The organism is Marinimicrobium sp. C6131, assembly GCF_026153455.1.
GTDB lineage: Bacteria > Pseudomonadota > Gammaproteobacteria > Pseudomonadales > Cellvibrionaceae > Marinimicrobium.
Genome location: NZ_CP110629.1, coordinates 3625204 through 3637780, shown reverse-complemented (window position 1 = coordinate 3637780; position 12577 = coordinate 3625204). Strand labels below are relative to the sequence as shown.

General features: G+C 56.2%; 11 protein-coding genes. 1 reads left to right on the top strand and 10 read right to left on the bottom strand.

What is annotated here, in order from left to right:
* Position 1: 1 nt before the first annotated feature.
* The 10 genes from OOT55_RS15550 to OOT55_RS15505 all read right to left on the bottom strand — a co-directional run bounded on the left by OOT55_RS15550 (position 2) and on the right by OOT55_RS15505 (position 11304).
* A complete protein-coding gene (locus OOT55_RS15550; protein ID WP_265366756.1) occupies positions 2-1081 on the bottom strand; it encodes a purine nucleoside permease in 1080 nt (359 codons plus the stop codon).
* Between the two features lie 4 nt (positions 1082-1085).
* Complete coding sequence (locus OOT55_RS15545; RefSeq protein ID WP_265366755.1) at positions 1086-2000, bottom strand: hypothetical protein; 915 nt, start codon at positions 1998-2000, stop codon at positions 1086-1088.
* A gap of 31 nt (positions 2001-2031) precedes the next feature.
* A complete protein-coding gene (locus OOT55_RS15540; RefSeq protein ID WP_265366754.1) occupies positions 2032-3282 on the bottom strand; it encodes a tetratricopeptide repeat protein in 1251 nt (416 codons plus the stop codon).
* Positions 3283-3287: 5 nt separating this feature from the next.
* Positions 3288-3932, bottom strand: coding sequence for an energy transducer TonB (locus tag OOT55_RS15535; RefSeq protein WP_265366753.1), 645 nt, complete (start codon positions 3930-3932; stop codon positions 3288-3290).
* Positions 3932-4339 (bottom strand): ExbD/TolR family protein, encoded by a 408-nt coding sequence (locus OOT55_RS15530; protein ID WP_265366752.1) that lies wholly within the window; start codon positions 4337-4339, stop codon positions 3932-3934. Before OOT55_RS15530 ends, OOT55_RS15535 begins: the two co-directional genes overlap by 1 nt.
* Before the next feature lie 18 nt (positions 4340-4357).
* The gene (locus OOT55_RS15525; RefSeq protein WP_265366751.1) at positions 4358-4873 is read right to left on the bottom strand and encodes a MotA/TolQ/ExbB proton channel family protein; all 516 of its coding nucleotides are present in this window, start codon (positions 4871-4873) and stop codon (positions 4358-4360) included.
* Between the two features lie 12 nt (positions 4874-4885).
* On the bottom strand, positions 4886-6259 hold the full coding sequence (locus OOT55_RS15520; protein WP_265366750.1) for a MotA/TolQ/ExbB proton channel family protein: 1374 nt from the start codon (positions 6257-6259) through the stop codon (positions 4886-4888).
* Positions 6260-6268: 9 nt separating this feature from the next.
* The gene (locus OOT55_RS15515) at positions 6269-7018 is read right to left on the bottom strand and encodes a DUF3450 domain-containing protein (protein WP_265366749.1); all 750 of its coding nucleotides are present in this window, start codon (positions 7016-7018) and stop codon (positions 6269-6271) included.
* A gap of 59 nt (positions 7019-7077) precedes the next feature.
* A complete protein-coding gene (locus tag OOT55_RS15510; RefSeq protein ID WP_265366748.1) occupies positions 7078-9507 on the bottom strand; it encodes a TonB-dependent siderophore receptor in 2430 nt (809 codons plus the stop codon).
* Positions 9508-9852: 345 nt separating this feature from the next.
* Complete coding sequence (locus OOT55_RS15505) at positions 9853-11304, bottom strand: adenosine deaminase family protein (RefSeq protein WP_265366747.1); 1452 nt, start codon at positions 11302-11304, stop codon at positions 9853-9855.
* 335 nt (positions 11305-11639) lie between these two features.
* On the opposite strand from OOT55_RS15505, the gene puuE reads away from it, so the two are divergent.
* Entirely contained in the window at positions 11640-12563 is a 924-nt protein-coding gene (gene puuE, locus OOT55_RS15500) for an allantoinase PuuE (protein WP_265366746.1), read from the top strand.
* Positions 12564-12577 lie beyond the last annotated feature (14 nt).

Genomic DNA, 12577 nt, shown 5'->3' with positions numbered 1-12577 from the left:
ATCAGGGCAGATCAGCCACCGAAGGAATGCGGTCCTGGTAAGTATCCCAGTTGGTCAGAATTTCCTCCATCACTTCGGAACCGACGATGTAGGCACTTTCGAGTGCCGCATCCAGCCCGGCGTAACCGTCATTTTCCGCCAGCAGATTGTCGACCGCGGTCACGCCCGGAGGCGGCATGGTGTAGTTACTGCCAGTGCGCAGTACCATGACCCTGTCTTTATCCACTTTGCCCAGATTGTCCAACAGGCTCAGGGACAGGAAGGTCCCGGTGTCTTCCATGGCGGAGGTGACGAACTCACCCTTGCCGTCGGTCCAGTAATCGACCCATTTATTGGCCCAGTCGTTGAGAATTTCACCGTGCCAGAAGCGCATGGCCGCCAGTTGGTCACCCTTGAGAACGAACGGCGGCTTCTGCGCGTTGGGGTGTTCGGTGTACAGGGAACGGGTCTCCTTCAGCCCTTCCATATCCGGCAGCTCGGCGTCTTTGGTCAGTTCAAAAGCCCAATTGGACAACTCGGAATTTAGCTGCAACATTTCAAACGTGGGTTCGGGTTTGTTCGGGTCGTAAGGCTTGCGGGTGTGACGGGGAAAAATACCAATCTCCCAATCCTCCGGTACTTCCCGCATATCGATCTGGTGCCCCAGGTCGCCATCGACCAGGTACTCGGCCCAGGCGGCCGAACCAATGGAGGCATCCTCCGGGTCGATCCCGGCGATACCCGCCACCAGCCAGTAGGCGTCGGTCAGGTCAAAGCGCGGATCCATGCCCAGCGCCATGGCGGTACCGGCGGAATAGGCGGTGCCGATGCCGGTAATGATGCCGAGTACGCCGGTTTCTTCGTTAAGGTAAATATCGTGCGGTGAGTTCTTGAACGGCAGAACGGTGTCGAGGTCGGCGCGCTCTTTCCACAACTGGAACTCACCCGCCTGGTCGCCTTCCACATCGCCAATTTCAAACATGGAAACCACCACGAATTTGATTTTGATCGGCTCGGGCGCCTTGGTGGCCTGCTGGGCACAACCGCCGAGCAGCAGCGCGCACAAAAAGCCAGTTACAGAGAGTTTAGTCAATTTCAACATGGAATCAGTCCTGTTTCTTTTGGGAAGTCATTTCGGGGTGGTTGATCAAGCCGTCGGACACGCGGGGCTTGCCTTTGAGTTTGGCGATGGCGGGCAGCGAGGCCAGTACGATATCGAGGCTCAGCGGATTGACTCGCGGGTAGAGCTCTTTCATCAGGGAAAAGTCCCAGTCGGCCCGCCCCTCGGCCGGATTGGAAATTACACCGAGGGCGGCGTAGTTGATTCCGAGCATTCTGGAATAGACCATTTCCGAGGCGAGGTTCATGGTGACAATGTCACCGCCCATGCGGGCCATCATTTCCACTTCGGCCACCGTTTCAAACCGGCCGCCCCGACTCTGTAGAACCGTGCCGCCGTCGTGAATGCTGATGTCCTGGTAGTCCGGGTTATCCAGAATGGCCTTGCGGGTTTCCTCGAGCAGAATATCGCGAATGTCAGTATCCACCGCCGGTACAAAGCGAGGCAGTGGAATGGCGTCCGGGTCCCGATACACTTCGTGGGGAATGCTGATGGGCCGGTCGATATTAAGGTCGATGAAGTCATCCACCAGAATGTAGTCGTACACCTCCATGCTGCGGTTGATGGCACCGGCGGTGGCTCCACCGATGGCTTCCTCGACACCCAGGTCGTACAACGCCACCCAGGTTTCCAGCCACTTGCCCTCACCGTGGGCGTGAATGTAGTAGAACGGAATGCCCTTGTGCTCGGCATAGTAGATGGTGGGCGACTGCCCCACCTTGGTATTAATCGTGAACTCGGACTGAATCAGACCGTCGCGATGAAAAATGATGTCGTTCAAAAAAGTGCCACCCAGTATGGCGATGCGGGCCTTGGGTTGGGCTGCACCGGCCATACCGGCGGCCAACAGGAAGAACACGAGAACGACGAAGCGAAATGGTCGGAATAATTTGTGAAACATGAATGTGTCTCCAGATATTGAGAGCGGGTGCTCAGCTGTTGTTGCGGCTCTGCCAACGACTTTGACTGCGAAGGCCTTCGGCGTATTTGAGCCAGCCGTTGGCTTGCTCCCGGGTATCATCGTAGGCGCGCGCCTTGCGCAGGGCGTCCAGCCCCGCTTCAAAATTTTCCTGTTCGGTCAATGCGATACCTAAGGTCAACCAGACCTGTCCGGGCTTTTTCAGGGGCCGTTGTTGCGCGCTTTCCAGCGCCGCGACGGCGTCGGCCCAACGGGCCTGCTCCACGCGGATGTTGGCAATGCGCAGGTAAGGGTCACCCTCGCCCGTAGCTTCGGCCAACGCTTGCAAGGCGGCCACAGCTTTGTCGTATTCACGGGCACTGTTCCAGGCGTTGACCCATAACCCGAGGAAGGTCTCATCGCGCGGGACCAGCTCCTGTTCGAGCGCTGCTTCCAGAAAACGACCGGCACGATCGGGAATGCCTTCGGCAATGGCCAATTGCACCAGTGAGCGTACGGAGCTTTCCTTTTCCAGCACCCCGTTGCGCCAGGCGAGCTGCAGGCTGGCCAGCGCCTTTCCTTCCTGTTCCAGCATCAGGTAGACACTGGCCAACTGTTCCCAGTACTGAGGCTTTTCGGGCCAGTGGCCGGCGGCGCCCTTCAGAAAGCGGGCGGCTTTGTCGTACTCCTCCAACTGGAAGCTAGCGGCAATCAGCAATTGGTACCAGCTCTCCTGCGGGTCGTCGGTCATGGTGACCGCCTGCTCGGCGAACGGAATCGCATCGGCGTAGCGCTCGGTCTGCGCCAGCAGGTTGGCCATGAACATCAGTTGTTGCGGCTTGGGTTCTTCGAGGGTTTCGAACCACTCCTGAGCAAAACGGATGGCCTCGTCAAATTGCTCCTGCGCGGCGTAAAGCTGGGCCACCATGTAGCCCAGTTCCACCTTCATCTGCTCGGGGAGCTTTCCGATATCCAGACTGGCACGCATCAACTCAAGTGCTTCGGGGTAGTTATCCCGGGTGAGCTCGACGTAGCCGAGCATCTGCAGCACCATGGCCAGATCCATGGTGTCCGGCTCCACGTCCTCGCGCAGCTCCCTGAGTTCAGTCAACGCCTCTTCGGTTTTCTCCTCCGCCATCAACTCCTGTATGTCAGTCAGCTTGTTGTAGGTGCTGCCGCTCAGGGAGTCGCCTTGAGCCGACGCGATCGCACTGCATCCCAGCACAAGCGTCACCATCAACGGTCGACAAGCGCGGCGCAGGCATTGGGCAATCACATTACGCATGTCGGTCATTCTCCCAACTTGAATTCAATGGTCTGTTGCGCCTGTTGAGGCTGGGGCTCACCGTCCACCATTTTCGGGCGGAAGCGCCAGCGCTGCATGGCCTGGACCGCGGCCTGGTCAAACAGGCGGGGCGGGTTCGACTCGACCACTTCAACATCGGAGACGGTGCCGTCCGCGCGAATCTGTACGTGCATGGTGACGTACCCTTCCAACTTGGCCTGACGGGCGCGCTGCGGATAATTCGGCGGAATTCTCACCGTGGGAATCACATCCGAATCAAAGCCCCCCATACCGGTGCCACCACTGCCGGAGAGCCCCGCCATATTGGGGCCGCCGCCGGTCTGCAAAGGCATATCCATACTCGGCATATCCATCGACAGTGCGGTCTGGTTCTGCACCTGATTGTCTTCCACCGCAGCCGTGGGAGTCTCCGGGGGCGTATCCGGCTCCGGAGGTTCCTCCGGCGTGCGCCGGTCTTTGGTTTCCACCTTGTCCTCGGCCGCATCGATGCGAACGAAGTTCAAAGCGGGCTGATCACCACCGCCATCGGCGAATCGACCGTCGGTGGCGATCAGCACCTGCATGCCGATAAAGATCAGCAGGCCAAGCAGCGCCGCCGCGCCCAAACTTACCGAATATTTCACCCACATCAGTTATTCTCCGACGCCACCGATACCGATTCGGCGCCGGCAAGCCGGGCCTGGTCCATCACCTGAATCAAGGTATCCGTATTTGAGTCGCGGTCGGCAACAATAATGACCGCGGCCCCCGGACTTTCCGCCAGACCACGCTCAACGTTGGCGCGGATCGCGCGCTTGTCGATCTGACGCTTGTCCATAAACACCTGGTTAGAGGCGTCGATGCCGATCTGGATGCTGTTGGCTTCCGCCTGCACGGCGGTGTCCGCCTGGGGCCGAGTGACATCGACGCCCGCTTCTTTGACAAAAGTCGAAGTGACGATAAAGAAGATCAGCATGATGAACACCACATCGAGCATGGGTGTCATGTCGATATCGTTGTCGTCGTCTTCGTTCATGAAAAACTGGTTATCACTCATAGCAACCTCGGTGGCCTGTCATTCTGCGCGCGACATGGCGGTGTGCAACCGCCGCCGTTCACGCTGGTAGCGACGGTTCAACTCCGTCGCAAAAGGGATGGCGAGAATCGCCACCACCATGCCCGCCATGGTGGGAATGGTGGCGGCACTGACGCCGTCCGCCATGGCACGCGGGTTCCCCGAACCCATATACGCCATCACATCGAAGACCTGGATCATGCCGGTCACGGTGCCGAGCAACCCGAGCATGGGCAGCAAGGCAATCAGCACGGTGATCAGTTTCAGGTTGCGCAACATTGAGCACTCCACCTCAGAGAACAGCTGGCGGCGCTTTTGCTGGTTAAACCAACGCGACCCGCTGTGGACTTCCCGCCAGTGGTCGAGCTGACCGGACCGGTTCTCCGGCAATTCGCGCAAAAAAAACCAGTAGCGCTCGACGATCAGACACCAGAGCCAGATGGTGACGGCCAGAATGACCCAGAGCACATCACCACCGGCATCCAGGAAGTCGCTCAGTTTGGATAAGACTTCCATCTCGGCCTCCGCTTAGGCTTTGGTCTTGGCGATGTCGACCGCTTTATCGGCGATCATGCCCGAGGCCTGCTCACCAATCATTTTGCTCAGTCGCTGCACACGACTGCTGAGCAGACTGCTGGAGAGCAACAGCGGAATGGCGACCACCAGGCCAAGCACGGTGGTAATCAGCGCCTGGGAGATGCCGCCGGCCATCAGTTTGGGATCGCCGGTGCCGAACAGGGTGATTGCCTGGAAGGTACCGATCATGCCGGTGACCGTGCCGAGCAGACCCATCAGCGGGGCAATGGCGGCAAGCACTTTGATGATCGACAGGCCCCGGCGAAGCTCGGCGAGGTCCTTGAAGATGACCTCTTCCAGTTTTTTACTGAGCGCATCGAGATCATTCAGGTGCTTGTTCTCGTAGTAGGCCTGCATCATCCGGCCCAGAGGGTTGTCGTTTTCGGCGTGTTCCATATCCTTGAGCTGACGACGCATGCGCTTGGATACCCGCGCCAGTTTGATCAAGCGCTCGATCACAATCAGCATGCCGATGACGCCCACCACGATGATGGCGTAGCCCACTTCCTTACCCTGCTGAACCCGCTCGCCCAGACTGGGGGACTGTACCAGCAGACCGAGCAGAGAACCGCGTGAGGGATCGAGCGCGAACGGCACGGTGGTATCCCCCGCAGCGGAGTAGAGATCTTCCGCGGAGGAGCGGACTGAACCCGAAGGTTGACGCGGCAGTTCCACCAGCTCCTGCGTGGAGGATTCGTAGTCGAGATAGGTATCGCCTGTGATGACGTTAAAGGTACCGACCCTGACGACCGGGGCGCTGTAGGTCTCACCCGAGGCCTGAATCACGTCGCTGTCAAACCGGCTGACGTTCCCTGACTCGGCAATTTCCTGCAACATGACCGACCAGAGCTCCTGCATTTCCGGAATGGTCGGCACCTCCTCGGCTTCCGCCAACCGTTCAATGGTGTCCAGGCGATCGGGAAATTCCGCCGAGACGATGGAATCGAAAAAGATGGACTGCATATCACCGGCTACCTGCCGGAACACGCCGAACAGTTCTCCGAGGTTCCCTACCCGTCGGTCGAGTTGTTCGGTCAGATCCGAGAGTACTGTCTCGTTCTCGTCGAACACGATTTTCATTTCTTCCCGGCGACGCTCCTCGGCGGCCAATTGGGCCTTCACGTCTTCGAGCATCTGCTCGCGCTCATTGGCGCGGGCCAGAAACTCCTGCTCCCGGGTACTGTTGTAGGCCGCCTCGGCACGGGCATCGGCACTGACTTTCTGGTACAGCGCTTCGAGCGAATCCTGAGCCAGAATGGGCGCTGAGAACACAACGGCCAGTGCCGCAAACGTCCATCCCTTAAACGGTCGAATCATTGCTTTCATAGGGTTTCCTCACTGCTCCGGCGCGTTGATGGGAAGCGTCAGTAGTTCAGGCGGCGCCTGTTTGCGAGCGACCCGAAGACCGTCGCGGATGGCGGTACGGTAACCCGCATCCAACGCTTCCCAGCTGTCGCGTTCGCTGTTCCAACGGCCGACGCGGTTGCCGTCGATGGTCTGGTAGTAGAGCCCGACACGGCCTATACGCAGAAACTCCACCTTGCGCGCTTCACCGTCCATCACCAGATCGCCCCGATAGGCTTCAATGGTTCGGCCATACTCTACTTCCACTTGGTAGGCTTCCAGAATACGCCGATACTTTTCGCCGGCACTGACGTCGGCCCGATCAATCAACTCACTCAGATTGGCGACACGCTCTTCCCGCTCGTTCTGAAGGAACGGGACATCAGAGGCGACCACCTCCGATAGCGTTTCGGTCATTTCCAGCATGAGCGGCAGGGCCCCGGTTTCGATATCGTCAATGGTTTCGATCTGATTACGGATGCTCTGCATTTCCGTGTTCTGGGATTGAATCAGCTTATCCATCTGCTGGTTGTAGATTTTAAGACTCTCCAGACGACGGGAGGCCGTGCGAAATTCCTGAAAATCGCTTTTTGCCTGATCGTCCAGTTGATCGATCCGCTCCTGGCTGGCGGCGCCGTCACGGTCCATTTGCTCCTGGCGAGCCATGCTGTTATCAACGGCCAACGCAGGCATTGTCGACACCGACAGGGCGGCCAGAAGCAGTGAATTACGAAGTCGCATAATTAACCTCTATCCAATTCGGGGCCGGCAACACCGGCCCCTTAAGCTCACAATCGCTATCAGAACTTGTAAGACAGGCTGACGGAGTAGTGACGCGGCAACTCCGGCAACACGATGGTGCTACCGAACAGGTCCGGAAAGTTGGCCCGAAAGTAGCGCTCGTCGGTCAGGTTTTTCACCTGTGCACTGACGCTCCAACTGTCATTGCTATAGCTCAGACCGGCATTGAGGAGGGTGTAGGAAGGCAGCTCCACACCGCGCGAAAAGCCACTATAAGTGGAGTCAGCGTGCACCGCACTAGCCGTGAAGCGATAGCCATCACCAAATTCATACGCACCGGTCAGGCTATACATGTTCTCCGGAATTCCGGTTTTCCGGGCTTCATCTTCTGAGCCAACCAGTGTCAGCCCCTGCATCACGTAGCCATAAAAAAGCGCGGGATCAGTGACACCGGTCATATCTTCAGCACCCTGGAATCCAAACTGGCTACCGGAGCTCTCCAATGCGGTCAGGTTGGTCACTTCGACATGTGTAACTGCCGCAGTCATTGTGAAGCGGTCGGTCACCAAGAAGCGAGCTTCTAACTCATAACCTTCACTTTCTGTGGTGTTGTTACTCACCAGATCCTGAGCGCTATAATTGGTTCGACTTTGCTCAAACCAGGCACCCGACACATACAGACGATCATCAAGGAAGCTTCCTTTAAGACCCACTTCATTCAGCTCGGAATCGGCCAGAACATCGCCACTAGCCACGAGGTCCGGACTGATTTCAGAACCCTGCCCCATGATAATTGTTGCTTGCTCGGAGACGGTGACGTAAGGCGTTACACCGAAGGGCATTTTGTAAGATACGCTGGCAGTCCAGGACACCCCATCCTCGGTTTCGGAGGCGGAGGTTACGCCCGGCACAACGCGGACTTTTTCGGTGACCACGTCAGTGTTGAACTCGATACTGTCGTAACGGGCACCCAGCATCACATCAAGATTCTCGCCGATGTCATAATCCGCTAGGAACGCCAGACCATAATCGGTGAAGTCGCCCACCTTATAGCTGGAGTAATCAGTATCCGTCATGGTGGCCAGCAGCATCCGGTCCATACCAGCAATCGGCTGACTCAGGTCACGACGGTCGAAGTATTCGTAATCAAATTCTTCGCCGTGCTCAAAATCGGTATACCGAATACTCGGAGATATTTGATAGCTGCCGTGCAACCAGTCACTGTGCTTCGCGTCAAAAGCGAAAATCGTCTGGTTCTCAATCGCGTAGGTATCGAATTTGGCACTGAATCCGTAGGCGTTTTCATTGAGATTATCCACGCCTTCATAGAAGGTTTTGTTGGTGATAGTAAAGTTGTCACTGATCCGGTGAATAATGTCGAAGTAAAGCGTTTCAACGTTGGTTCTCAGGAAGTCCTCTGGCCCAACCAGAACCTGATTCCCCTCCAGTTGAGTCGTTCCGGAGTCCTCCAGCGCCCAGGCAGGGTCCATATCCGCATCAGTCGCAGACGAAGCGGGAACAAAAAAGTTGTTGGGGTTAACAAACGTCGCCTTCCAGGCGTCATACTCATCTGGGGAGTTATATCCGTCGCCATTGGTATCCACTGGCTGTGCGGTGCCGGTTATGTAGGTACCGTTGTCGACAAGGCCCTGGGTTACGCGGTTCCATCCAGCGACCTGGTTCCCATCGTATTCGTGATACATGCCCCCAAACTCGAAGCGTGTATCCGCACTGACATCCAAGTTAAACGAGGCTTGAAAAATATTTTGATCCGTGCCGCTATTATCGTAATAGCTACCGGAGTTCTCTGTTTCCGCGTATATGTAGTAACCCATTGGCTTGTCACCAATACTGGCCGGTCCGCCAACTTCAGCGGTCAACACGTTTTTGTCCCAGCTTCCACGGGTAACGGACAGCTCACCCGTGGGCTCGGTAAGGTACTGGCCGGTTTCCGCGCGCGCGGATTTGGGCTCGAAGTTGAGATAACCCCCAATTTTGGAAGGACCGTAAATCGGGCTCGCGGGGCCGCGCACCACATCGATGCGATCCGACGCCCCGATCGGAGTTGGGTAATTGCCCGGATTATTCACGCGACGGACGCCACGAAAGTAAACCTCACCGGGGGTGCCCCGAACATCCAACGACCCGGCCACGCCAAAGAACGACTGGGTGAAGGAACCCGGGGCGATCAGCACCAGATCGTCGATATCGGTAATATTGAAACTTTCCATCATACTGGCGCTGACTGACGTCACACCGCGCGGTGTTTCGAGAAGGGTTTTTCCGAACCCGAAAACGGATTCGACCGGCTCGGTGGGCATCAGACCCATGGTATCTTCCACCGCGCCTTCGGTGGTGTAGGTGCCGAGATCCACGGACTCTTCTTCCGTTTCCTCGTCTTGGGCGATGGCGCCGGCGCTTGCCAGACCGCAGCCAAGGCCAATAACCAGTGCGAGCTCTTTGTATTTAAAGCGGGTGTTCGTGGTCATAGTACGTGCACTCCAAAGTCTGTTTTGTATTTGCCTGAACAGCTACCAAGGAGATTGCAAGCGCCATGCCATTTCCTGTCCATTTGGTTACGATTTTAGTTTATTTCTAAATAGTTCATTAAAATCAAATGGTTGCATTCATCGAAATTTGGTTCAAATGATTATCTGGAAGAAAAAGCGACGCCTTGTGGCAGTGCATAAGCGAGACCCGGAGGTCACTGCTGATGCACGCTGAACCCGGCTGCACCAATTGGTGACTTTTTGTGATCGACAATAAAAAAAACCGGTCGGGCCAAGGCCCGCCGGTGAAAAAAAGTCACCTGTAACGGTGAGGAGAGAGACGGCTCAATCCGATAGGCAGAGCTGATAATGATTGCAGATGAAGCCATGACTGATCGGCTCGACAGACTTTATTGACGACAGCCCGTGTCGTATGAAGTGCGACTCGAAGTCTGCGATGCGTTCATCAAAGGTATCCAATAATTTCTGCTTGACCTCATCCTCGACAAACGCATAGGTAAGGGAGTTGCGACTCAGTTGTTTCAGCTCTCTCCAGGAAAGATTGTACTCCTTTACCGCGACGAAGAATTCATCGGTAATGTTCGAGTCCCACATGCCCCTGTCATCGGTTGAGAGAGCCACCGGAATGCCGATACGCAAATACTCGGGAAACGGGTGATCAGCGTAATCGTCTACATATTCGAGCAGCAGATTGGAAATCAGATTGATTTCGATCAGGTAGGGCCCGTGGCGTAGCTCGCGAAGCAGTTCTTCGTCATTGATCAGTTGAATACCGTGACCAATGCGATCCGCGCCCAGCATCAGGGTATCTCGAATATGCCGGTTAGGCTCATCCAGTTCACCGGCGTGAATAGACAGGCGTACATTACTGTATGTTCGGCGCAGGTCCCGCAACGTTTCCCTGAACCGCATAGGGTAACCTTTGTCGTTATCCTCACGTCCGACCATGTTCACCGCAAGGTACAGATCCCGATGTTCGGAGACGAACTCATAGGCGTCGATCAACTGCTGTTCAGCGTTGGGCGCAAAACGCAGGATCGATTCCTGGAAACGCACGGTAACACCGGTTCCCCGGGCATCCTTCTGATTCAACCGCTCCTTGTACATGGCCACTACCTTATTCGCGGGAATGGGTGTCCCGTCCGGTTCGGTAAAGCCCTTGGCGCCCATCATGGTTTCTAGGTAAATCAGGCCCTCCCGTCCGAACGCCTCCATATTGCGGTAAAGAATCTCCATCATCAAATATGGGCTGTTGAGCAGTTCATCAAATCGTTGCCAGTGGGTGGAGAAAAATTCCTCCCGCCCCTCATGATCGTGGTTGAGCACCAGGCTGTTCTTCCAACCCTCAACCTCCTTCTCGTTGAGCTCCGACAACAGCTTGTATTCAGAGCGCTCGCACTCAGGGAGAGACTCATAGGTCGAGGCCAGTATGTTGTGAAACAACAGCAAGTAGGGCTGCTGTCCGAACTCGTTGTGGCCATACGGCTTGCAGTTGTTGATTTTTACCTTGGTGTAGAACTCGTAGCCGTGGGCCTTCTGCTCCAGAGCCAGCTCGTACCACCATTCGGGAAGCCCCGAGCCACTCATATGGTTGTGCAAGTCGCCGCCCTTGGGCATGGCATATAAAAAAGTATAAAGTTCGCGGTCTGAAGCTTTGGACTTGAAGCGTTCAAACCAGTCGTCCTCGGCTTCGGCCTGTGCGGCGCCGAGCACCAACCAAAAGGCCGCCGACAACCAGGCTAAGATCAAGGTCTTGGAAAGCGGAGTGGTTTTCATTCAGTGATCCGTTCAAGTGATGGGCTTACCAAGTGCAGCACGTACGGGTGCGGCGCTGGATTCGTTACTCTCTTCCCTTTGGCTAGCAATTGCAGTACCAATTTTCTGATTACGCCATGAACGCCGTGTTAACGCTATACGCCGCCATAAAATAACCTGTCTATATGGTCGAGATTTGTAATCTGATGGTGCACCTTTAACCCGTCTTGCCCCGAAATACGGCAATTTGCCTCTACATACCGTGCTCATCATACCCTGTCCAATGGCACAGTTTTTGAACATACAATGAAAGTAATACAACTCTCTGCTTTGATTATTTCGCCCAAGTGAGTCCCATGATGAACAGTTCCTACCCCAGAGACATGATCGGCTATGCCAACCGTCCCCCCAAGGCCAATTGGCCCGGGAACGCCCGTATGGCCCTGCAGTTTGTGATCAATTACGAAGAGGGAGCAGAAAACTGCGTGCTTCACGGCGACGACGCCTCGGAGACTTTTCTGTCCGAGATCATTGGCGCCAAGGCCTATCCCGACCGACATATGAGCATGGAGTCCATTTACGAGTACGGAAGCCGAACCGGTTTCTGGCGATTGCACCGCTTATTCAGCGAGTGGCGCGTACCCGTCACCGTTTATGGAGTGGCCATGGCCCTGGAACGCAACCCGGCCGCCGTGGAAGCCATGCTATCGGCCGGCTGGGAAATTGCCAGTCATGGCTATCGCTGGATCGACCACCAGTTTATGCCTATCGAAGAGGAGCGGGCGCAAATCGAGAGAGCCATTGAGATTCATACTCGGGTGACTGGCGAGCCGCCCTTGGGCTGGTATACCGGACGGGACAGTCCGAACACCCGGTCACTGATCATTGAGCGCGGAGGCTTCCTGTACGATTCCGACTCTTACGCCGACGACCTGCCTTACTGGCATCATGACGAGGGTAAACCGTCACACCTGATCATTCCCTACACGCTGGACAACAACGACATGCGTTTCGCCGCGCCACAAGGTTTCAACTGTGGTGAGCAGTTCTATACATACCTGAAAGACAGCTTCGACACCCTTTATGCCGAGGGCGTCGAGACACCGAAAATGATGAGTGTCGGGCTGCATTGTCGCATCATTGGCAGGCCAGGTCGGTTCCAGGCACTGGAGCGCTTTGTCCGCTACGCACTCGACCACGAGGATGTCTGGTGCTGCCGCCGGGTGGATATCGCCCGTCACTGGCACCAGCATCACCCTGCCACCGAACAGGAGAGTTGATGCTATGGTTTATC